Source organism: Nocardia sp. CDC153, from assembly GCF_035818515.1.
Classification (GTDB): Bacteria; Actinomycetota; Actinomycetes; order Mycobacteriales; family Mycobacteriaceae; genus Nocardia.
Window position 1 is genome coordinate 358,688 of record NZ_JAYKYU010000006.1, and the last position, 21,321, is coordinate 380,008.

The 21,321-nt window shown below is 67.3% G+C and carries 20 protein-coding genes; 12 read left to right on the top strand and 8 right to left on the bottom strand.

The annotated features are described in order from the left end of the window. The first annotated feature begins 74 nt into the window (after positions 1 to 74). From VMT65_RS31995 to VMT65_RS32030, 8 genes are all read left to right on the top strand, one after another. Complete coding sequence (locus VMT65_RS31995; protein WP_326312270.1) at positions 75 to 1,577, top strand: hypothetical protein; 1,503 nt, start codon at positions 75 to 77, stop codon at positions 1,575 to 1,577. A gap of 140 nt (positions 1,578 to 1,717) precedes the next feature. Further along, positions 1,718 to 3,706 (top strand): MFS transporter, encoded by a 1,989-nt coding sequence (locus tag VMT65_RS32000; protein WP_326312272.1) that lies wholly within the window; start codon positions 1,718 to 1,720, stop codon positions 3,704 to 3,706. After that, positions 3,703 to 4,617 (top strand): winged helix-turn-helix transcriptional regulator, encoded by a 915-nt coding sequence (locus VMT65_RS32005; protein ID WP_326312274.1) that lies wholly within the window; start codon positions 3,703 to 3,705, stop codon positions 4,615 to 4,617. The genes VMT65_RS32000 and VMT65_RS32005 overlap by 4 nt, the downstream gene beginning before the upstream one ends. A gap of 70 nt (positions 4,618 to 4,687) precedes the next feature. Beyond that, positions 4,688 to 6,148 carry a carotenoid oxygenase family protein gene (locus VMT65_RS32010; RefSeq protein ID WP_326312276.1) on the top strand — a complete coding sequence of 487 codons (1,461 nt, stop codon included), beginning with the start codon at positions 4,688 to 4,690 and terminating at the stop codon, positions 6,146 to 6,148. A 14-nt stretch (positions 6,149 to 6,162) separates the two neighbouring features. Next, complete coding sequence (locus VMT65_RS32015; RefSeq protein WP_326312278.1) at positions 6,163 to 7,296, top strand: LLM class flavin-dependent oxidoreductase; 1,134 nt, start codon at positions 6,163 to 6,165, stop codon at positions 7,294 to 7,296. After that, positions 7,289 to 8,473 carry a thiolase family protein gene (locus VMT65_RS32020; RefSeq protein WP_326312279.1) on the top strand — a complete coding sequence of 395 codons (1,185 nt, stop codon included), beginning with the start codon at positions 7,289 to 7,291 and terminating at the stop codon, positions 8,471 to 8,473. The genes VMT65_RS32015 and VMT65_RS32020 overlap by 8 nt, the downstream gene beginning before the upstream one ends. Positions 8,474 to 8,546: 73 nt before the next feature. After that, on the top strand, positions 8,547 to 10,292 hold the full coding sequence (locus tag VMT65_RS32025) for a class I adenylate-forming enzyme family protein (RefSeq protein WP_326312281.1): 1,746 nt from the start codon (positions 8,547 to 8,549) through the stop codon (positions 10,290 to 10,292). A gap of 22 nt (positions 10,293 to 10,314) precedes the next feature. Continuing rightward, positions 10,315 to 11,532 carry an acetyl-CoA acetyltransferase gene (locus VMT65_RS32030; RefSeq protein ID WP_326312625.1) on the top strand — a complete coding sequence of 406 codons (1,218 nt, stop codon included), beginning with the start codon at positions 10,315 to 10,317 and terminating at the stop codon, positions 11,530 to 11,532. A 3-nt stretch (positions 11,533 to 11,535) separates the two neighbouring features. Here the strand turns inward: VMT65_RS32030 and ilvD are convergent, their stop codons facing one another. Further along, entirely contained in the window at positions 11,536 to 13,389 is a 1,854-nt protein-coding gene (ilvD, locus tag VMT65_RS32035) for a dihydroxy-acid dehydratase (protein WP_326312283.1), read from the bottom strand. A 137-nt stretch (positions 13,390 to 13,526) separates the two neighbouring features. Here ilvD and VMT65_RS32040 point away from each other — a divergent pair, with 137 nt between their 5' ends. Further along, the gene (locus VMT65_RS32040) at positions 13,527 to 14,114 is read left to right on the top strand and encodes a TetR family transcriptional regulator (protein WP_326312285.1); all 588 of its coding nucleotides are present in this window, start codon (positions 13,527 to 13,529) and stop codon (positions 14,112 to 14,114) included. Here the strand turns inward: VMT65_RS32040 and VMT65_RS32045 are convergent. The 4 genes from VMT65_RS32045 to VMT65_RS32060 all read right to left on the bottom strand — a co-directional run bounded on the left by VMT65_RS32045 (position 14,111) and on the right by VMT65_RS32060 (position 17,465). After that, entirely contained in the window at positions 14,111 to 14,989 is an 879-nt protein-coding gene (locus VMT65_RS32045) for an alpha/beta fold hydrolase (protein WP_326312287.1), read from the bottom strand. The genes VMT65_RS32040 and VMT65_RS32045 overlap by 4 nt on opposite strands. A 38-nt stretch (positions 14,990 to 15,027) precedes the next feature. Next, on the bottom strand, positions 15,028 to 15,237 hold the full coding sequence (locus VMT65_RS32050) for a DUF397 domain-containing protein (RefSeq protein WP_326312289.1): 210 nt from the start codon (positions 15,235 to 15,237) through the stop codon (positions 15,028 to 15,030). After that, positions 15,234 to 16,109 carry a helix-turn-helix domain-containing protein gene (locus VMT65_RS32055; protein WP_326312290.1) on the bottom strand — a complete coding sequence of 292 codons (876 nt, stop codon included), beginning with the start codon at positions 16,107 to 16,109 and terminating at the stop codon, positions 15,234 to 15,236. The genes VMT65_RS32050 and VMT65_RS32055 overlap by 4 nt, the downstream gene beginning before the upstream one ends. A 486-nt stretch (positions 16,110 to 16,595) precedes the next feature. Then, positions 16,596 to 17,465, bottom strand: coding sequence for a LysR family transcriptional regulator (locus tag VMT65_RS32060; RefSeq protein ID WP_326312291.1), 870 nt, complete (start codon positions 17,463 to 17,465; stop codon positions 16,596 to 16,598). A 103-nt stretch (positions 17,466 to 17,568) separates the two neighbouring features. Between VMT65_RS32060 and VMT65_RS32065 the strand changes: the two genes are divergently transcribed. Together VMT65_RS32065 and VMT65_RS38510 are read left to right on the top strand one after the other, a co-directional pair. Next, positions 17,569 to 18,087, top strand: a complete 519-nt coding sequence (locus VMT65_RS32065; RefSeq protein WP_326312293.1) for a cysteine dioxygenase family protein — start codon at positions 17,569 to 17,571, stop codon at positions 18,085 to 18,087. A gap of 11 nt (positions 18,088 to 18,098) precedes the next feature. Next, positions 18,099 to 18,575, top strand: coding sequence for a LysR family transcriptional regulator (locus VMT65_RS38510; RefSeq protein WP_442790343.1), 477 nt, complete (start codon positions 18,099 to 18,101; stop codon positions 18,573 to 18,575). Between the two features lie 7 nt (positions 18,576 to 18,582). Here the strand turns inward: VMT65_RS38510 and VMT65_RS32075 are convergent, their stop codons facing one another. The 3 genes from VMT65_RS32075 to VMT65_RS32085 all read right to left on the bottom strand — a co-directional run bounded on the left by VMT65_RS32075 (position 18,583) and on the right by VMT65_RS32085 (position 20,385). Then, positions 18,583 to 18,969: a nitroreductase family deazaflavin-dependent oxidoreductase gene (locus VMT65_RS32075; protein ID WP_326312295.1), complete on the bottom strand. Its 387-nt coding sequence runs from the start codon at positions 18,967 to 18,969 to the stop codon at positions 18,583 to 18,585. A 99-nt stretch (positions 18,970 to 19,068) separates the two neighbouring features. Continuing rightward, on the bottom strand, positions 19,069 to 19,416 hold the full coding sequence (locus tag VMT65_RS32080) for a hypothetical protein (protein ID WP_326312297.1): 348 nt from the start codon (positions 19,414 to 19,416) through the stop codon (positions 19,069 to 19,071). A gap of 135 nt (positions 19,417 to 19,551) precedes the next feature. Then, positions 19,552 to 20,385 carry an NAD-dependent protein deacetylase gene (locus VMT65_RS32085; RefSeq protein ID WP_326312299.1) on the bottom strand — a complete coding sequence of 278 codons (834 nt, stop codon included), beginning with the start codon at positions 20,383 to 20,385 and terminating at the stop codon, positions 19,552 to 19,554. Positions 20,386 to 20,504: 119 nt separating this feature from the next. Between VMT65_RS32085 and VMT65_RS32090 the strand changes: the two genes are divergently transcribed. After that, positions 20,505 to 21,305, top strand: coding sequence for an SDR family oxidoreductase (locus tag VMT65_RS32090; RefSeq protein ID WP_326312301.1), 801 nt, complete (start codon positions 20,505 to 20,507; stop codon positions 21,303 to 21,305). Positions 21,306 to 21,321: the final 16 nt, after the last annotated feature.

Here is a 21,321-nt window from a genome sequence, read left to right on the forward strand (position 1 = left end):
CGGTGAATGAGCAGCGGCGGGCACAGTTGGACAGTGCCCGTTCGGAAATCGGGCACGGGAGTTTGAAGGTCGCAATGGATCTCAGCGCCATCGAGCGTCAGGTGGCCGCGGAGCGCGGGGCCGCGCGGGACCGTACGCCCGAAGCGGAGCTCGCCCTGGCGACCTCGCTGTGCGAACTGGCCCGCGCCCTCATGGCCACCAAATCCGATCCGGCACAGCGCGATCGATCACCCTCGGCGCTCGAACCCGCGCAGGAGGCCGTGCTCATCCGGCTGCGTTGGCTCACCGCCGGACACGTCACCGCGCCGTTCGCGGCCGAGGTGACCGAGGCGCTGCGGCTTTTCGAGCAGGCCGCCCGCACCATCGGGCACCGCGAGCTGGCGACCTCCACGATCCGCAATGCCTGTCAGGCGTATCGGCATGTGGCGCAGAACTATCCGCTGGCCGCGGGCGCGTCGGCCGACGCGCTGTCCAAGTGCAGCGTGTGGCTGTGCCGCCTGGATCCCAAGGCCGCCGTCGCGGCGGGTGAGGACGCCGTGCGCATTCGCGCCGGACTCTTCGCCGCCGACCCGGACCAGGCCAACCGCTACCTCGCCTCCCTGAACACGCTGCTGCGGACCCTGATGGTGGGCCGTCAGCGCAAGCAGGCGCTGGCCATGTACCGCGAATGCTATGCCAGCGTCACCTCCCCGGCCATGACGCAGCGCCTGCGCGAAATCCGGGTCGAGGACATCGGATTCACCAGCAAGACCGTCACCGCGCTGCGGAAGCTGGAATGCGCGACCCTCGAGCGCGCGGGCTATCTGACCCAGCAGCAGATCCTCTATCAGACGGCCGGTGACCTGGCGACGATCGAGGAGATCAACTGGCAGCTGGCCCTGGTCGGCCTCAAACCGATCGCCGCGGGCGCGCTGCCGGATCAGCCGTCGAAGCCGGTGGAGATCAACACCTCCTTCGGCGCGTTGGCGGTGCGCTGCTCCTCCCGCAATGGCGTCACCCTGGTCCGCGCCGCCATCCTGGCCGCCTACACCGCCGACGGCGCGGAACCGGTGCCGAGCTCGGCCTATCTCGGTGTCTCCGAAAAGCATTGGAGCACACCCGAACCCGAGGCCAATACCGCCGAGCGGCTCGGCGAGGACGTGGTCCTCATCGAGAAGATCTCCGAACACTGGGTCTCGGTGAAGAGCCTGAACTGGGAGGTTGCCCCGGTCGGCCGCCACCCCCTGGCCCTGCGCCTGTCCCAGGAATGGCCGGTGGTCAGCGTCACCACCACCGAGAACATGTCCTACGAACTGTGCTGGTACGAGGGCGGCGCGGCCACCCAGTACGCCGCCCTGGGCCTCCCCGCCGCCCAGATTCCCCTCGAAAAGCCCCTGGCACCCCTCGATTTCAAGGCCCTCTCCGACTACGGCGCGGACTACGCCTCCGAAACCCAGGTCCGCTCCGCCTTCGGCAACACCACCATGTTCACCAAACTCACCTGCCTCCCCGGCAGCGGCATCCGCCAGGCCGCCGAAGCGGGCCCCTTGGCCGCCCACGGCTCCAACATTCTCTATTTCCGCAATCCGGAGAAGTAGCGGACATTCAGTCCTGATTTCGGTAACAGTGATTCGGGTCACTCATGCCCGCTACCCTGTTTTCACCCGGTTGCTCGTGCGATTGACGCGAAGGGTAGTCGAGGGCGCACGAAATGCCGTGGAGAGAAAGGCGTCTCGACATGAGTAGCACTCCGACCGCGGCCAGGCCCGCCGCGGAATTTCCCCCGCCGACCTTGCTCACCGGGTTGTGGCAGCGCAAGCTGCCGCACTATCCGGAGACCCCGGCACGCTCCTGGTATCTGTTCCTCGTTGTCGTCGTGTCGATCGCGTTGTACTACCAGCTGTTCGTGTCGGGGGCGGTGGGCAATCAGCTGATCGCCTACTTCCACCTGACCTTCCGCTGGTTCGTCATGATCTTCATCATCGGCGCGGCCTTCGGGGCGGTGGCCTCGGTGATCACCGGCGCGCTGGATCGGTGGGGGCGGGCGAACATCGTCGCGTACGGGACGGTTATCACCTCGCTGCTCACCCTGTTCGCGCAACCGCAGTGCACGTCGAAAGCGGCGTTCCTGGCGGTGTACTGCGCGATCAGCATTGTCGAGGGCGCGGTGCTGGTGGCGACACCGGCGCTGGTGCGCGACTTCTCACCGCAGCTGGATCGTGCCTCGGCCATGGGTTTCTGGACCCTCGGGCCGGTGCTCGGCGCGCTGGTCACCACGGAGATCTCCACCCACACCCTGGACGCGCACCCGGACTGGCAGTACCACTACCGGCTCTCGGGCGTGATCTGCACGGTGATCTCGATCGTCGGCCTGATCGGGCTGCGCGAGCTGAGCCCCAAGCTGCGCGATCAGATCATGGTCTCGCTACGCGACAAGGCGCTGATCGAGGCGCGGGCGCGCGGGCTGGATGTGGATGCGCTGGAACGCAACCAGTGGCGGCAGATGATGCACCTCGACATCCTCGGCTCGGCGCTGGCCATCTCGATCTTCCTGGCGTTCTTCTACACCATCGTGTCGTTCCTGCCGGTCTATATGGCGACGAACTTCGGGTTCACCGCCGCGCAGGCCAATGCGTTGGGCAACTGGTACTGGATAGCGAGCGCGATCTCGCTGGTGCTGACCGGGATCGTGTCCGACGCGCTGAAGGTGCGCAAACCGTTCATGGTGTTCGGCGCGGTCATCAGCATCATCGGCGGCTATGTCTTCCTCAGCTACACCGACCATCCCGGCACCGACTACTACACCTTCGCGGTGGTCATGAGCTTCACCGCCGTCGGCAGCGGCATCGCCTACTCCACCTGGATGGCCAGCTTCACCGAGACCGTGGAGAAGCGGAATCCGGCCGCGACGGCCGTCGGGCTCGCGGTGTGGGGTGGCACGCTGCGGACCGTGGTGACGTTCGTGTTGCTGGGACTGCTGTTCGTGGTGACGGCCGCGGGCACGCTGGTGAACTACGGGCCGCGGTTGCAGACCATCAATGCCAAGTACCACAACGAGATTCAGACGATTCAAACCGTCGGCGCGGATACCTTGACGGCGCTGGGCAAGAATCCGAACGACGAGGCGGCGCAGGTCGACGCGCTGGTCAAGCTGACCGGTGAGTCGGCGGCGAATGTGAAGACCACGGTCGAGCTGAACGCCAAGTATCCCGACGAGCTGGCCACCTTGCAGTCGATCGATCAGTCGACGCTGGTGAAACTGCTGACGAATCCGAACGATCAGGCCGCCGCGGCCAACGCGGTCGGGCAGGTCGCGCAGAAGTTCAAGATTCCGCCGGATCAGGCCGTCGCCCGGATCACCGCCGCGGAGAAGGTGCCCGTCGATCAGTTGGCGATCGCCTCCCAGACCGGTCCGGCGCTGACCACCGCGAGCGCGAAGCTCGAGGCCGTGAGCGCCATTCCCGCCGACGATCTGGCCTATCTGTCCGCGCACGGTCAGGAAGTGCAGCAGGCGCAGGCGGATTCGCCCAAGCAGTGGAAGCGCTGGTGGTGGATCTGCCTGATCGCGCAGATCGCCTTCATCCCGTTCGTGTTCATCATGGCCGGACACTGGAGCCCGAAGAAGGCGGCGCAGGAGGCGGCCGAGCACGACGCGGCCGTGCAGCGTGAGCTCGCGAGCATGACGGGCGAGCCGGATCACCCGGATGAAGTACAGTTATTGAAGTGACGAATCCGGTGGCCGCAACCTTCGATCTGCTCGGTGATCGACTGACGCTGACGATCCTGCGGCACGCCTTCGTCGACCACGCGCGCCGGTTCACCCAGTGGGCCGACCGCACCGCAGCGCCGCCCGCCGTGCTCACCGCGCGGCTGGCGGCGCTCGTCGATGCGGGGGTGCTCGAGCGGGTGCCGCGGCCGGGAACGGCGGAACGGTACGAATATCGGCTCACCGAGCTGGGTTTGGCGAGCTGGGAGATCCTGGTCTGCGTCTGGTCGTGGCAGCGGGAGTGGACCGGCGAGTGGGCGCTGCTGCCGGAGTTCACCCATACCGACTGCGGGCATCGCGGGCCGCCGACGGTCATGTGCCGGGCCTGCGGGCGCGATGTCACCACCCACGACACCGAGGTGGAGTTGGATCGGGATGCGTTGTGGCACCTCACTTCCGGGCGGCGACGCTCCGGGCGCGCGGCCGGTCCGGCTCGCGGCGACGCCCGCTTCGACGAGATCATGGAGGCCATCGGCGACCGGTGGAGCGCGGCGGTCACCGGGCTGGCGCTGGCCGGGGTGCGGCGGTTCTCGGATTTCCGCGCGGCACTGAACATGTCGCCGACCACGCTGACCGAGCGGCTGTCGCGGCTGGTCGACGCGGGCATCCTGCAGCGACCGGACGCGGGTGGGCGCGACTACCGATTGACCCCGCGCGGGCGAGCGTTGTTCGGGGTCTTCGCCTTTCTGCTGGCGTGGTCGCGGCGCGCGCATCCGGAGACGCCGGAGTCGGGATTGCTCATCCGGCACAAGGACTGTGGTGCGGTGCTGGTCCCGGCGCTGCGCTGTCGCGGGTGCGAGGCGGTGCTGGCCCGGCGTGATGTCCGCTTCGAGCCGCCGGTCACCGGCCGGGCTCTTGACAGCCTCGACTGAGACGCGTATCACTTCAATAACTGTAGTGATTGATGCCGGGTGCGGCCTGCCCGGTCGCTGGAGGCTTGTCATGCCGCTCAATGAAGAACTCATCGCGCCCGCCGCGCAGGCGCTCACCAATCCCTATCTCGAAGGTCCGTACTCGCCGGTGGCGGAGGAGACGACCGCCACGAATCTGACTGTGCTGCACGGGGAATTGCCCGCCGATCTCGACGGCGTGTACGTGCGCAACGGCCCCAATCCGCAGTTCGCGCCGCTCGGCCGATACCACTGGTTCGACGGCGACGGCATGCTGCACGCGGTTCACTTCGAGGACGGTCGGGCGACCTATCGGAATCGCTTCATCCGCACCGCCGAATTCGAGGCCGAGCACGCGGCGGGAACGGCGTTGTGGCGCGGGGTGATCGAGCCATGGGACGACAATCCGCCCGGCGACCGCCGCGAACGCAATTCCGCCAATACCGATCTCGTGTATCACCACGGCAATCTGCTGGCCCTGTGGTATCGCGCGGGCAAGCCGTACGCGCTGGATCCGATCAGCCTGGAGACGCGGGGCATCGACACCTTCAATGGCACTCTGCGCGGTGAGGTTTCGGCGCACGCGAAGGTGGACGAGCGCACCGAGGAGCTGCTGTTCTTCGACTACGGCATCCACTCGCCGTACCTGCGTTACGGGGTCGCCGATCCGGACGGCACGGTCAAGCATTTCACCGGCGTCGAGCTGCCCGGCCCGCGGCTGCCGCACGATATGGCGATCACCGAGAACTATTCGATTCTCATGGATCTGCCGCTCTACAACGATCCACGCGCGGCGGCCGCCGGACGGTTCAAGATCCACTTCGATCGGAGTCTGCCCAGCCGATTCGCGGTGCTGCCGCGTTATGGCGAAGGGGCGCAGGCGAAGTGGTTCGAGGCCGAGTCGGGCTACATCTACCACACCGTCAACTCCTGGGAGGAAGGCGAGGAGATTGTCCTGGTGGTCTGCCGAGTCTCCGAGCCCAGCCCCGTCTCCGACCGTGCCCATCCGCTCGCTCAGCTGCTGGCCTATCTGCGGCCCGAGGCGAAGCTGCACAAGTACCGCTTCAACCTCCGCACCGGCGTGACGGTCGAGGACGTGATGGACGACGTGAACACCGAATTCCCGGCCATCGACCAAGGCGGCACCGGTCGACGCGGGCGATATTCGTATCAAATGCGGCTGTCGGTGGATCGCACGATGATCTTCGACGCCGTCATCAAGTACGACATCCTCACCGGCGCAAAGGAAACCGCGCCCTTCGGCGACGGCATTTTCGGCAGCGAACTCACCGTCGTGCCGCGCCCCGGCGGCACCGCCGAGGACGACGCCTGGCTCACCATGTTCGCCCACAACAATCACACCGGCCTGGGCGAAGTCTGGATCTACGACGCCGCCGACCTCACCGCCGGTCCGGTCTGCCGTCTCGGGCTGCCGGTCCGCGTCCCCCTAGGTTTCCATGCCACCTGGGTCAGTGGCGATCGAATGAGGGCTGCCGCCCGGCCGGTCTCGTGAAATAGGTTGACCGCGTGACCTTTCCCACATTGAGTGTCAGTCTTCCCTATTGGCAGAACCGCGAATCCCTCGATGCCCTCCAAGTGGCCGAGGCCGCGGACAAACTCGGCTATCACCGCCTGTGGATCGGCGAGATGGCGACCTTCGACGCCTTCGCCCTGGCCACCGCCATCGGGCAGTCGCCGGGCCGAATCCCGTTGTGTATCGGCCCGGTTCCGATCGGTGTCCGCAGCCCGGCGACCATCGCGATGGGAACGGCCTCCGTCGCCGCTCTCACGGGTCGCCCGGTCGATATCGCCCTGGGCACCTCGAGCACCGTTGTCGTCCGCGACTGGCATGGCCGTCGACGGCACCGCACCGCACGACATTTGGACGAGACGACCCGCATCGTCCGCGCGCTGCTGGCCGGTGAGAAGGTCGAATACGACGGCCTGATCGAACGCGTGCGCGGCTTCCGCCTCCGACTACCCGCCCTGCGCGCGACCCTGTCCACCGCGGTGCTCGGAAAGACCGTGGGCAGCGCCGGAATCGAAAGCGTCGGAGCGATTCAGGGCCGAGGCGTTGCCGAGGGCACCGCACCCGACCATGCGACCGCACCGGCGAGCGGTGGCGAAGTCATCGTCGCGGCGTTCGGCGACAAGGCTCTCGAGGTGGCCGCGCGCTGCGCCGACCGCGTCGTCCTCAACCTGGTGACACCCGCCCAGGTGGCCCGATGCGTCAGCGCCATAAACGAATTCGCCGCCAAGGCTGGGCGCGCTGCTCCACCGGTCTCGGTGTGGGTGATCGCCGCGGCCGATCCCGACGACGACGCCTTCACCACGGTCCGCCAGGGAGTAGTCGGCTACCTGCGCGCCCCCGGCTACGACACCATGTTCACCGAGGCCGGATTCGGCGACGTGGTGGATCTGGCGCACAGCGGCGCACACCCCCGCGACGTGCTGGCCGCCATTCCGAACGAATTGCCTTCGGCGGTAGGCATGTTCGGTGACGTAACGACCCTGACGGCTCGACTGGCCGAATACGCCGAGGCCGGTGCGGACGAGGTCGTGATCGTCCCCGTGACCACGGCCGACGACCCGGCCGGACATCGAACCCTGGACGCCCTGGCGGGCATTCGTCCCGAACAGTCGGAGCACGCCGGTGAGTGAAGCGTTCGTCTATGACGCGGTGCGGTTGCCGCGAGGGCGGGTGCGCAAGGGCGGGGGGACGTTGGCGGAGATGCCGCCGTACGAGCTGTTGGGGCAGTTGCTCGCGGCGCTCGAGCGGCGAGGTTGTCCGCCCGCGGCGGTCGATGACGTGATCGTCGGGGTGAGCACCGCGGTGGGGGAGCAGGGCGGGGATGTGGCGCGGGCGGCCGTGCTGTGGGCCGGATGGCCGGATTCGGTGCCGGGGGCCGTGGTTTCGCGATTGTGTTGTTCGGGGCTGGACGCGGTGGAGAGCGGGGCGGCGCGGGTGGCGGCAGGGTTCGCGGATCTGGTGGTCGCGGGTGGGGTGGAGTCGATGTCGCGGGTGCCGATGCTGGCGGATCGGCCCGCCATCGCAGTGGACGCGGATCTGGGGGAGCGGACCGGGTTCGTGACCATCGGGGTGTCGGCGGATGTGACGGCGGCCGAATACGGCATTACGCGGGCCGAATTGGACGCCTACGCGGTGCGGTCGCATCGGCGGGCCGGGAGCGCGACCATGTCGGATTCGGTGATACCCGTGCGCAAGGGCGACACCACGGTGCTCGCCGCCGATGAGGGTGCGCGGCCGGATGCCTGCGTGTCGGCCTTCGCGGCCCTGCCCACGCTGTTCGGCGAGGACCCGTCGTGGGAACGGGTCGCCCGTCGTCTGCCGGGTGCTCGTCGCCCGGCCGCCGGGCTGCACACGATCGCCACCGCCCCACAACTCGCCGACGGTGCTTCGGCGCTGCTGCTCGGCAATTGGCGGGCAGCGGACATTCTCGGACGATTGCCGGTCGCGCAGATCGTGGGCACGGCACAGACCTCCGTGCGATCGCCGCTCCTGACCGCGACGATCAGCGCGGCACGGGTGGCATTGCAGCGGGCCGGAATCTCGGCCGCGCAGCTGGATGTGATCGAGGTGAACGAATCCTTCGCCGTCACACCGCTGGTGCTCATGCGACAGCTCGGGCTGGACGCGGCACGGGTGAATCCGTCCGGCGGCGCGGTCGCGGTCGGCCATCCGCTGGGTGCGACGGGCGGAATTCTCATCACCCAAGCCCTCGATGAATTGCGCCGCCGCGACGGCGAATACGCGCTGGTCGCCATTCCGGCCGCGCTGGGGTTGGGCTCGGCGATGGTCGTGCGCCGCATGACATGAACCGCCGCACGAGATGAACCGGGTCGCCGATCGCGGCAAACCCACCCTGACCGACTCACGACAAGGGCAGCAGATGGCCGAAACATTCTCCCCCACACCGGCTTCCACGCTTCGTGACGCGGTGTCGACCTGTCACCCGGACGACACCGTGCGCTCCTACCTCGAGCGCGGTTGGTGGCAGCCGGAGACGATCCCGGAGGTCTTCCGCCAGCGCGTAGCCGAAACCCCGGACGCCCCGGCGCTCACCGACCCCGCCAACTTGGCCGACCTGACCGGAGCCCAGCCCCGCACCCTGACCCGGCGCGAACTCGACGCCCACATCACCGACATCGCAGGGGTCCTGCTGGCCAACGGCATTCGCCAAGGCTCCACCGTCGCCATCCAGCTCCCCAACTCCATCGCCCTCACCGCCACCTACCTGGCCCTGTGGCGACTCGGCGCGGTCGCGACCCCCATGCCGGTGTCCTACCGCCGACACGAGCTGTCCGGGATCGTCGCCGCCACCAATGCCGAGGCGATCATTACCGCTGGGAGAGTGGGCGATCGCGCCCTGGCGGCCGAGGCGCTCGCGGTAGCCGGAGACGAGCGCACGGTCTTCGTCTTCGACTCGCACGATGTGGGAAGTGCGCTCGGGGGTCGGGAGAGTGTGGTGCCGATCGGTAGCGAACCCCTGGACGAGGTACGTGATCAGCTGCGCGACTACGAGTCTCAGCTCGGGTTCAGTGTGAACGATCGGGTGACGATTTGTTGGACCAGTGGGACCGAGGCCGCGCCCAAGGGGGTGCCGCGGTGTCATGGGGATTGGCTGGCGGTGGCGGGTGGGGTGCAGGATGGTCTGGGGGTGACGCCGGAGTCGGTGGTGCTGAATCCGTTTCCGATGGTGAATATGGCGGGTTTCGCGGGGTCGTTCTTGCCGTGGTTGTTGGGTGGTGGGCATCTCGTGCAGCATCAGCCCCTGGATCTTGGGGTGTTCTTTCGGCAGATCGCCGAGCATCGGGTGACGCATACGGCCATGCCGCCCGCCTTGCTGACCATGCTGCTGCAGAACGATGCGCTGCGGGCGCGGGCGGATCTGTCCTCGTTGCGGACCGTCGGTTCGGGTGGTGCGCCGCTACCGCCGTCGGTGGTGCGGAAATGGCAGGAGGAATTGGGGATTCAGGTCATCAACTTCTTCGGTTCCAATGAGGGCGTGAGTCTGTTGGGGGCTCCGGCGGATATCCCGGATCCGACGCTGCGGGCCCAGCATCTGCCGTACTACGGTGCGGCCGGGGTGCGGTGGTCGACTCGGCTGGCCGAGCGGACCAGCGTGAAACTGGTCGATGTCACCACCGGGGAGACGGTCGGCGAGAACGGGGGACGTGGTGAGCTGAGGCTGCGTGGCCCGGCCGTTTTCGGGGGCTATCTGCCCGGAACCGCCGCGACCGAGCCCTTCGATGAGGACGGATACCTCTGTAGCGGTGATGTTTTCGAGCTCACCGAGGATGGGAAGTATCTCCGGTTCGTGGACCGGGTGAAGGAGATCATCATTCGCGGCGGGATGAATATCGCGCCCGCCGAGATCGAGGGTCTGCTCATGGACCATCCGGCGGTCGCCGACGTGGCGGTGGTCGGGTATCCCGACGAGGTGCTCGGCGAGAAGTGTTGCGCCATTGTCGTTCCCGCGGTCGGGATGACCGTGACGCTCGATGATCTCGTCGCACACCTGAAGGCTCGGGATGTCGCGTCCTTCAAGCTGCCCGAGCGTCTGGAGATCGTCGAGACGCTTCCGCGCAACCCGGTCGGCAAGCTGCTGCGCCGGGAACTCCGCGCTCAACTCTGAATTCCAAGGAGGACCCGTGTCCGTGTACATACTCGGCGGCGCGCAAACCGATTTCGCCGTCAACTGGCATCGCGCCGGATTGGGATTCGACGCGCTCATCGGCGGCGTCCTCGACCAAGCGCTCGAAGCCGCCGGTCTGGCGGCGAGCGCCATCGAGGTGATCCATGTGGGCAATGCCTTCGGCCAATTGTTCACCGGCCAAGGACATCTCGGCGGAATGCCCGCGACCGTCCATCCCGGGCTCTGGGGTGTACCGGCCGCCCGACACGAGGCTGCCTGCGCCTCGGGCAGTATGGCCGCGCTCGCCGCCATGGCCGACCTGGAGTCGGGGCGCTATGACTGCGCGCTCGTCCTGGGCGCGGAACTGGAGAAGACCGTCCCGGGTGCGCAGGCGGCCGCCTATATGGGTGCAGCCGCCTGGGCTGGCCACGAAGCCGAGGGCACCGATTTGGTGTGGCCCACGCAATTCGCCGCCATCGCATGCGAATACGACCGCCGATACGGCCTCGATCCCGCGCATCTGCGGGCCATCAGCGAGCTGAATATCACCAATGCCCGCCTGAATCCATATGCCCAGACCCGTGACTGGACCTACACCGACGACAGCTTCACCGACGACGATGCCGCCAACCCGCCGGTCGTCGGGAAGCTCCGGCGTCAGGACTGTAGCCAGATGACCGACGGTGCGGCCGCCGTCATCCTGGTCTCCGATCGATTCTTGAAGCAGCACAGCGACTTCCGAACCTCGGACACCGCCGTGATCTCCGGCTGGGGACATCGCACCGTCGGCCTACCGCTCGACGCCAAATTCCGTGCCTCCGCCGAGGATCCCTACGTCTTCCCCCACGTCCGCACCGCCGTCCTCGACGCCCTGACCCGCGCGGGTCTGCCCGACATCCACCAACTCGACGGCGTCGATGTCCACGACTGCTTCTCCATGTCGGAGTACGTGGCCATCGACCACCTGGGCCTCACTGCCCCCGGCGAAAGCTGGAAAGCCGTGGAGTCAGGCACTATCGCCCGCGACGGCAGTCTCCCCATCAACCCGGGCGGCGGCCTGATCGGCATCGGCCACCCGGTCGGAGCCACCGGCGTCCGCATGCTGCTCGACGCCTACAAACAGGTCACCGGCCGCGCGGGCGACTACCAACTCCCCGACGTCACCCGCTACGGCACCGTCAATATCGGCGGCAGCACAACAACCGTCGCCAGCTTCGTCGTGGAGTCCGTCGCCGACTGAGACTCAGTCGGCGAGCTTGGCCGGATCGCGCACCGCGCCGCGATCGGCGGAAGTAGCCAGCAGCGCATAGGTTTTCAGCGCCAGCGACACCTGCCGGTCGCGATTGCGCGGCCGGTAGCCGCCGTTCGCCTCCAGCCGCACGCGTCGGGATTCGAGCTCGGCGTCGTCGACATGCAGGGTCAGGGTGCGTGACGGGATGTCGATGGTGATCGAATCGCCGTCCTGGACCAGGGCGAGGGTGCCGCCCGCCGCGGCCTCGGGGGAGATGTGGCCGATGGAGCAGCCGGACGAGCCGCCCGAGAAGCGGCCGTCGGTGATCAGCGCGCACTCACCGGCCAGTCCGAGACCCTTCAGATACGAAGTGGGATACAGCATTTCCTGCATGCCCGGGCCACCGCGCGGGCCCTCGTAGCGGATCACCAGGACGTCCCCGGACTTGATGCGCTTGGACAGGATCGCCTCGACCGCGTCCTCCTGGGATTCCACCACCACGGCCGGGCCGGTGAAGGTGTGCATGTGCGCCGCCACGCCCGCCGACTTCACCACCGCGCCGTCGGGAGAGAGATTGCCGCGCAACACCGCCAGTCCGCCGTCCCGCGAATGCGCGTGGGCGACATCGCGAATGCAGCCCTCGGCGGCGTTCACATCCAAGTCGTGCCAGCGTTCGGACTGGGAGAAGGCGCTGGCCGAACGCTTGCCGCCCGGCGCGGCATGGAACAGCTCCACGGCGGCAGCAGTGGGATCGGCGGCGCGCACATCCCATTGAGCCAGCCACCCATCGAGCGAATCCGCGTGCACCGCATGAACATCGCGGTGCAGCAGACCGGCGCGGTTCAGTTCACCCAGCAGCGCCGGGATGCCGCCCGCGCGGTGCACATCCTCGATCAAATAGTCGCCATTGGGGGCGACCTTGCACAGGCACGGCACCTGTAGCGACATCTTCTCGATATCGGTGAGGTTGTAGTCCAGCCCGGCCTCCTGCGCGGCGGCCAACAGGTGCAACACCGTGTTGGTGGAGCCGCCCATGGCCAGATCCAGAGCCATCGCATTGTCGAAGGCCTTGCGGGAGGCGATGTTTCGGGGCAAGACTGACGCGTCGTCGGCGTCGTAGTAGCGGCGCGCGATATCCATGACGGTCCGGCCCGCGGCCCGGTACAGCTCGGCGCGGGCGGTGTGGGTGGCCAGGGTCGTGCCATTGCCGGGCAGGGCCAAGCCCAGCGCCTCGGTCAGGCAGTTCATGGAATTGGCGGTGAACATGCCCGCGCAGGAACCGCAGGTGGGGCAGGCGTTCTCCTCGATGAGGGCCAGGTCCTCGTCGGAGACGTCGGGGGACACGGCCTCGGCCATGGTGACGATCAGGTCGAGGCGGCTGCGCACGGTGCCGTCCACCAGCACGGCGGTGCCGCCCTCCATCGGGCCGCCCGAGACGAACACGGTCGGGATGTTCAGGCGCATGGCGGCCATGAGCATGCCGGGGGTGATCTTGTCGCAGTTGGAGATGCACACCAGGGCGTCGGCGCAATGCGCGTTCACCATGTACTCGATCGAATCGGCGATCAGGTCGCGGGAGGGGAGCGAGTACAGCATTCCGCTGTGCCCCATGGCGATTCCGTCGTCCACCGCGATCGTATTGAACTCGCGCGGGATGCCGCCCGCCGCGCGCACGGCCTCGGAGACCATGCGGCCGACCGGCTGGAGGTGGGTGTGACGGGGCACGAACTCCGTGAAGCTATTGGCGATGGCGACGACCGGCTTGCGGCCGATATCCGCCGACGGGACGCCGCTGGCACGCATGAGCGCGCGGGCCCCGGCCATATTCCGTCCGTGCGTGACCGTGCGGGAGCGCAACTCGGGCACGATGCCACCTCCTGCTCTCTGTGCCGTTCGCGAATCAGGATCATCCGCAACCGTTTGGTTGCAACCGTGTGGTTGGAGTTTGCCACAGCCGCGGGTCCAACCGCAACCGTGTGGTTGGAGATGGTTGGATAGGGCCCATGGCGTGGGATACCGAGCGGACCAGAAGGCTGCTACTCGAGGCGGCGGTGCACGAGTTCGCCGAACGCGGACCCGACGGTGCCCGGGTGAACGCCATCGCGGCCCGCGCGGGCATCAACAAGGAACGCATCTACCAGTACTTCGGCGACAAACGCGGCCTCTTCGAAGCCGTCCTCACCGACCAACTCGAACAACTGGCGGCCGCCAGCCCCCTCTCCGCCGACAAGGCCGGAGACCTGGCCGAATACGCGGGCCACGTCTTCGACTTCCACCGCACCCACCCCCAATTCCTGCGCCTCATGTACTGGGAGGGCCTGCAGCCCCAGGAAGGCGAACTCCCCGCCGAATCCGCCCGCGCCTCCCACTACGCCGACAAGGTCGCCGCCCTGGCCGCCGCCCAACAGGCCGGAACCCTCACCGACGACGTAGCCCCGGGCTACCTCCTCTACGCCGTCGCCGCCCTCGCGGCCTGGTGGTTCGCCGCCCCCCAGGTGGTTCGCATGATCCTCGGCGCGGACACCGACAACCCGGAGGCCCTGCGGGCGGCGCTGGTCGCCCTGGTGCGGCGGCTCGAGATCCGGGACTAGCGCTTCACCAATTCCCTGATAGCCCGGACGATCTCGGCGGGTGCCTCCTCGGCCATGAAATGACCGCAGCCGATGAGCTCGTGACGGAGATCGGGAGCCCAGGCCCGCCAGATCGCCTCGGCATCGAACCCCAGCTCGGCACCCCAGTCCTGTGCCAGCGCGGTCACCGGCATGCGGAGGGTGTTCCCGGCCGCGCGGTCGACACGGTCGTGCTCGACATCGACGTTCGCCGAAGCGCGATAGTCGGCGACGATCGAGGGGATCGCATTCCGGCTCGCCGTCAGGTACACCTCGCGAATCTCGGCCGGGATCGCCGCCGGATCGCGGGTCCAGATATCGAGGAAGTGGCCGAAGAACGCATCCGCGCTCGCGCCGATGAGCTGCTCCGGCAGACCGACCGGCTGGGCCATCAGGAACAGATGGAACCCGACGACACCGGTCGAACCGCTCATGACATCCCACATGTCGAGAGTCGGAAGGACGTCCAGGGCCAAGAAGTGACTGACGTTCTCCGGGTGGTCGAGGGCGGCGCGGAATCCGACCAGGACGCCGCGGTCGTGCCCGGCCAGCGCGAAGCGGTCGTGCCCGAAAGCCTGTGCCAGCGCGACGATATCGTTGCCCATCGTGCGCTTGGAGTAGGTCTGGCCATGGATGTCGACCGGTTTGTCGCTGTCGCCGTAACCGCGCAGATCCGGGCAGATGACGGTGTGATCGGCGGCCAACTCCGCGGCGACGTGCCGCCACATGAGATGGGTCTGGGGAAACCCGTGCAACAGCACGACCGGGCTGCCGGACCCGGCCACCGCGACATTGAGGGCGACCCCGTCGGCGACGGTCACACGCTGATACTCGAAATTGGGTATACGCGGGCTCATGACGGCCAACCTACTTCGGACCCCCGACAACTCCTCCGCTAACCCAGATCGAACACCCCGGCCCGGACGGCGGTATTGAAGCTGTCCCACGCCGAAGCCTCGAAAACCACCACCGGACCGGCATCGCCCAACGTCGAATCCCGCACTGCGACTTGGCCACCGCCGAGATGCGCCGCCTCCACGCAGTCCCCACCCGAACTGCTGTAGCTGCTCTTGAACCAGTGCGCCCCGGATAGATCGATCGTCACGCTCGGTACTCCTTGCCAGCGGACACCAAGAGGTGCCGTGTTGCGTCCGGATCCAAACTTACCCTGGCGATCTCGGTGAAAGCGTCTCGATATCGCCTCACCTCGACCTCCCGCTCCAAGTAGCCATCACCGGCGTAGTCCTCGATATAGATCACCGGCGGTTCGATCATCCCGGTAGCCGGGAGCTTCGGAAACTCCAGCATCGCAAACGATCCCACTCGGGATCCGAGATGCCGGGGAGCGTTGAACGGCACGACGCGAATGGACACATTCGGCAACTCGGACAGCTCGACGAGCCTTGCCATCTGCTCGGCCATGACGGCAGGGCCGCCGATCTGCTCCCGCAGCACGGTTTCGGACAGGATGGCATCGACCGTGAAAGCTCGGTCGTTGAGCCGTACCTGGCGTCGGACGGCCATCTCGACACGCTTGTTCACCTGCTCGGTCGCGAGGTCCGGCCACTCGGTCCAGGCAATCGCGCGGCGGTATTCGGGTGTTTGCAGCAATCCGGGCAGCAAGCTGAGCCGCCAGACCGCCAACCGCCGCGCCGCCTCTTCCAGGCCGAGATAGTGATCGAACCGAGGATTCATCTCGTCCGCATAGGGCCGCCACCAATTCTGCTGTGCCGATGCGAGTTCCCGGGTCAATCCAATGAGAACCCGGCGCTCACTGTCGCTCACCCGATAGGCATCGGCGAGCGCATTGATCCACAGCTGCGGCACTTTGGATTTCAGCCCATCTTCGAGCCGTCCCATGGTCTGAATCGATGTCTCGACGATCTGCGCGGCAGCCGATCGCGACAGTCCCGCCCGCTGGCGGTATTGGGCAAGCAGTCGTCCGAGTGAACGTGCCGGGAGGGTGGATCCAGTCATTTCGTTTCTCTCCCTATTGAAGGGCGGCGAATCTGGAAGTATCCGTTCTGGAAGTTTGGCACTTCTCTGCCGTTTTGGCCATGGCGGAAGTTCCAAAGGCCTGGTGGGTTGGCGTGTACTCGTATCACCGCGCGCGGCGAGTCCAAATATCAACTCCCACAACTGGAGCCAGTCATGACGTTCGTATCGCACGACATTCCGGACTATCCGGTCATGAATCTCGAAATGGCCAAATCCGCCCTCGCCAAACATCATGACTGTGGTCCCGACTGTGAAGCCAAGAGGGTACTTCGCAGCCCGCGTCCCCCTCCTGGAGTGCCGAGCCGACCATCCCCCATTGCGGTCTCACCACGTCGGCCACCCGCCCTGGAACATCTTCTGCACCGGGGACTAGTTGATCATGGGCCTAAACGTGCACAAAGCCACCGAAATTGGCAGAAACCTGCCCTCCGGCAGCTATTTGGGCACGAATAGGCCCATCTCTCCTCAACAGTGGATCTGCTCCACGGCGCGGTGCAGTGCGGCTATGAAAGCTGAGGTTGCCGGTGGAATCGGTGGCTCGCCATAGGTTGCCAGGTAGATGCGTCGCCGAAAGTCGGGCAGCGGGGTGGCCTGGATCAACGGTGCGCGGTGGCTGCGCAGCGTCAGGGCGGGAATGGTGGTCACGGCCATGCCCGCGGCGACCAGGGCCTGTTCGACGATCACGTCGTCGCTGGTATAGGTGATGCGCGGGGTGAATCCGGCGCGCTGACAGGCTTCGAGGAACTCCCGGCGGCAGTTCGGGCACCCGGCGATCCAGTCGGAGTCGCGGTGGTCTTCCAGTGTCTGGCCGGGTTCGAGGCTGAGCAGGCACATGGGGTCGTCGAACAGGTGGACGGTGTGGATGTCGTCCGGCGTCGTGTCGTCGTAGCGGAAGATGACGGCGGCGTCCACCTCCCCGGCCCGCAGGAGATCGCAGGCCACATTCGGGTGGGCGTCGGCCAAATGCAGTTCGATGCCGGGATATTCGTGGCGCAGGGTGATCGCGGCATGCGGTATCAAGGTGGCCAATGCCGATTGGAATCCGGCCACCCGAACCCGGCCGGTGCGCAGCCCGACCATCTCGGACAATTCCGCGGCGGCGGTGTCGACCCGGGCGATGATCTCGGCCGCGCGGCGGGCCAGGTGCTCGCCCTCGGGCGTGAGCCGGATACCGCGGCCGACCCGCTGCACGAGCCGAGCGCCGGTCTCGGCCTCCAACCGGGCCAGGTGATGGCTGACGGCGGGCTGCGAATAGTTGAGCTGCTTGGCGGCTTTGGTGACCGAGCCGTGCGCGGCGATCGCCGCGAGCACGCGTAATCGCACGATATCCAGCATCCATCAAGGATATTGATCGGTAGGCGCGAAAATTGTCATTGGACGAATATGACCTCCCGGCGAGACGCTGAGCGGCACAACCGCTTTCGCGAGGGAGGACACCATGACAACCGCCTCGACCACTCGCCCGACCACCCCGGCACTCGACGATCTCGTCGCGGCGGTGCGCCGGGTGATCGATCGGCGAGTCGACTGGGCCCGCACCGCGGAACTGGTCGCCGAACAGCTCCGCGCCCATCTGCCCGGCCCCGATGTGCTGACGCCGGACCAGCGTCGCGGTGATCCCGACGAGCTCGCCGGTCATATCCTGCACGTGGAACCCGATGGCGCGTTCTCCATCGTGGGCCTGGTCTGCCTGCCCGGCCAGACCACCCGCATCCACGACCACATCACCTGGTGCGTCGTCGGCGTGCTGGCGGGCACCGAACACGAGGAACTGTTCGACGCGTCGCTCCCGCGAATCGGCGTGCGCGACAACGTCGCAGGCGAGGTCGGCGGCTTCGCCCCGCCCGGCGATATCCACCGCATCGGGAACGAAACTCGCGAACCCGCCATCAGCCTGCACATCTACGGCACCGACATCACGCGGGTCGGATCCAGCGTGCGGCGCGACTACAACTGAGGGAGACCGTCGTGGACACGGATGCGCGGGTGGAGCTGCGGCAGCTGCGGGCGTTCGTCGCGGTGGCCGAGGAACTCAATTTCGGCCGCGCGGCGCAGCGGCTCTATGTCACCCAGCCCGCGCTCAGCCGAACCATTCGCGCCCTGGAGAAATTGGTGGGATGCGACCTGTTCCACCGCAATACCCGCAGCGTGAACCTGACCTCGGCCGGGACGGCACTGCTCGAACACGCCCGGGACGTGCTCGACGGACTGGATGCCGGGCTCACCGCCGCACGTGCCGCGGGCGGGGAGAACGTGACGGTCGAACCCGCTCTCGCTCCCACGGAGGTCGACTTGCCCATCGGCGCACCGGAAGTGGCGGAACTTTTCGGCCATTTTGCCCGGCTGCTCCACCGTGCGCACACCGCGCGCGTCGTGCGCGACGACGTCACCGTCGACGAGGTGATGGCCCTGTTCGCCGGTGCCTTTGCCGCGAGCCGCGGCTAGCGGCGAGCTAGGTGGTGACGGTGTCCGCCGCGAAGAGGGGAAGGCGGCGGGCCATGAAGCGGGCGAGTCCGGGGAGGGAGGTTTCGCCGCGGGGGATGACCCGGGGATTGACGAGGCGGTAGCGGCGGAAGGCGTAGGTGGTTTCGGCTTCGCCCGCCGCGAGGATGTTCTTGATCCAGTCGGTTCGACCGTGGCCCATGGCCACATACAGCGTGCCGCCCACGCGGAAGGCATTGACCGGGGTGGAGAACGCGCGGCCCGACTTGCGGCCCCGATGCTCGATCACGGCGAAGCCCGGGAGGTAGGGGCCGAGCTTGCGGACGACCGGGTTCATGTACTTGACCTGCAAGCGGTCGAACCAGGCCGGGAACATGTTCCGCTCAACGGTATCCACGGCGGCGTCTCCTTCACATAGCGTCCGATGCAAGGTACCGCCCGGGTGGAGTCGACGCGAGCCCCTGCGAGCGGTGGGCTCGCAGGGGTGGGGGTGGGGTCAGCTCTTGGGAGTCGTCTCGGCGGGCTTGGCGGCGTCGGCGGGCTGGGCGGCCGCGGCGGCTCGCTGCGCCTTGACTTCGCTCTGCCACTTCTCGAAATCGGCTCGCATCACGCTGATCTGGTGTTCGAGGGCGTCACGGGTGTCGGCCCACCACTTCGAGGCCGCCTCGCGCAGATCCCCGGCGGTCTTCTCGAACTCGTGGCCTTCCTGCTGCAGCGTCGCGCCCAGTTCCTCGCGGCGGGCCTGCAGCTTGGCGCGGTTGGCCTCGCGCGTCGCGGCGGACGACTCCTCGAAGCGCTTGACCTGCGCCGCTAGCTCCATCAGCGATTCCGACAACGGCTTCATGTTCATGTCCTCTCGAAGGTCTTGATCCGCGCGCGGATTCGGCCGTCGGCCACCACCAACACTGACTTGCGGGCGGACCGTGGAGAAGGGCAGAACGTCCTTGGAGCGAATGCCACTGGGCATCGCTTATCGGAATCAGTTGGGGGCGAGAGCGTTTGCGAGTGCGGTGAGGACGGGGGCGCAGGCGGTGTCGAGGGTGAGGGTGGCGAGGTCGTCGGCTCGGGTGCGGCCGCGGTTCAGGATGATGACGGGGCGGCCGGATTTGGCGGTGTGGCGGGCGAAACGGAGGCCGGACATGACCGTGAGGGAGGAGCCGATCACCAAGAGTGCATCGGCGGAGTCGACCAGGTCGTAGGCGGCGGTTACGCGGGGTTTGGGGACGGATTCGCCGAAGTAGACGATGTCGGGTTTGAGGAGGCCGCCGCACGCGAGGCAGTCGACCATGCGGAACGAGGCTGTGTCGGTGACCACCGCGTCGGCGTCGGGGGCCACTTCCAAGCCGTCGACGGGATGGGATTCCGCGAACCCGGGGTTGGCGGCTTCGAGGCGGTCGGCCAGGGACAGGCGGGAGGTGAGGGAGTCGCAGGTGAGGCAGCGGACGCGGGCGTAGATGCCGTGCAGATCGATGACGTTGCGGTGCAACGCTTTCGTGTGGAGGAGATCCACGTTCTGGGTGATGACGCCGGAAACCACGCCCGCGCGTTCCAGGCGAGACAGCGCGTGGTGGGACGGGTTGGGGCGGGCGGCGTCCATGCGACGCCAGCCGACGTGGTTGCGGGCCCAATAGCGTTGCCGAAACACCGGATCGCCGACGAACTGCTGATAGGTCATGGGGGTGCGGGGCGGGGAATCGGGGCTGCGGTAATCGGGGATGCCGCTGTCGGTGGAGATGCCCGCGCCGGTGAGGACGGCCAGGCGGCGGCCGGAGATCAACTCCAGGAGGCGATCCAACTGCTCGGGAGCGGGCATACGCCCAGCGTACGACGGGCCGGTGCAGTGGGACCGGTCACACCGTGTCACAGGTGCCGGGGCCGTGTCGTCAACCAGTCGAGACGCCATCGAGAACATGGCGGAAACGACAGAAGGAGATGATCACAATGGTCGAGACGGTGCTGGTTACCGGTGGCACGGGCACCCTGGGCAAGCTGGTGACGCCGCTGCTGCTGCAGGCCGGGGTCAGCGTGCGGGTGCTGAGCCGCACCGCGCGGGAAAGCGTGGACGGAATCGACTACGTGGCCGGAGACCTGCAGACCGGCGCGGGCATCGAGGCCGCGGTCCAGGGTGTGGACACCGTGCTGCACCTCGCGGGCGAGCTGAAGGGCGACGGTGAGAAGGCGCAGATCCTGGTCGACGCGATCAAGGCGGCCGGGGTCTTCCCGCACCTGATCTACATCTCGGTGGTGGGCGCGGAGCGGGTGCCGGTGCACAGCTTCATCGACCGCCAGACCATGGGCTACATGGCCAGCAAGCGGGACGCCGAAGTGGTGGTGGAGAATTCGGGCCTGCCGTGGACCACCCTGCGCGCCACCCAGTTCCACGATCTGCTGTTCGGCATGGTGACCGCCATGGGCAAGCTGCCCGTCGTCCCGGCCTTCGACTTCCGGTTCCAGCCCATCGAAACCGCCGAGGTGGCAGCGCGATTGGTGGAACTGGCGCTGGGCGAGCCCGCCGGACTGGTCGACGAGATCGGCGGCCCGACCGTGTACACCATGAAGGAACTCCTGCGCAGCTACCTGGACGCCACCGGACGGCGTCGCCCGATCCTCACCGTGAAGGCACCGGGCAAGGCGTCGCGCGCCTACGCGGCGGGTGCCAACCTGACGCCGGATCACGCTGTGGGACAGCGCACCTGGGAAGAATTCCTGACCGCCAAGCTCGCCGAAGCGTGATCGACGGACGGGTTCG

Bases quoted from the DNA above. Each gene is read 5' to 3' on its own strand.
- VMT65_RS31995 (WP_326312270.1), top strand. From the start codon at position 75: ATGGATCTCAGCGCCATCGAGCGTCAGGTGGCCGCGGAGCGCGGGGCC.
- VMT65_RS32000 (WP_326312272.1), top strand. From the start codon at position 1,718: ATGAGTAGCACTCCGACCGCGGCCAGGCCCGCCGCGGAATTTCCCCCG.
- VMT65_RS32010 (WP_326312276.1), top strand. From the start codon at position 4,688: ATGCCGCTCAATGAAGAACTCATCGCGCCCGCCGCGCAGGCGCTCACC.
- VMT65_RS32025 (WP_326312281.1), top strand. From the start codon at position 8,547: ATGGCCGAAACATTCTCCCCCACACCGGCTTCCACGCTTCGTGACGCG.
- VMT65_RS32040 (WP_326312285.1), top strand. From the start codon at position 13,527: ATGGCGTGGGATACCGAGCGGACCAGAAGGCTGCTACTCGAGGCGGCG.
- VMT65_RS32045 (WP_326312287.1), bottom strand. From the start codon at position 14,989: ATGAGCCCGCGTATACCCAATTTCGAGTATCAGCGTGTGACCGTCGCC.
- VMT65_RS32055 (WP_326312290.1), bottom strand. From the start codon at position 16,109: ATGACTGGATCCACCCTCCCGGCACGTTCACTCGGACGACTGCTTGCC.
- VMT65_RS32060 (WP_326312291.1), bottom strand. From the start codon at position 17,465: ATGCTGGATATCGTGCGATTACGCGTGCTCGCGGCGATCGCCGCGCAC.
- VMT65_RS32065 (WP_326312293.1), top strand. From the start codon at position 17,569: ATGACAACCGCCTCGACCACTCGCCCGACCACCCCGGCACTCGACGAT.
- VMT65_RS32080 (WP_326312297.1), bottom strand. From the start codon at position 19,416: ATGAAGCCGTTGTCGGAATCGCTGATGGAGCTAGCGGCGCAGGTCAAG.
- VMT65_RS32085 (WP_326312299.1), bottom strand. From the start codon at position 20,385: ATGCCCGCTCCCGAGCAGTTGGATCGCCTCCTGGAGTTGATCTCCGGC.
- VMT65_RS32090 (WP_326312301.1), top strand. From the start codon at position 20,505: ATGATCACAATGGTCGAGACGGTGCTGGTTACCGGTGGCACGGGCACC.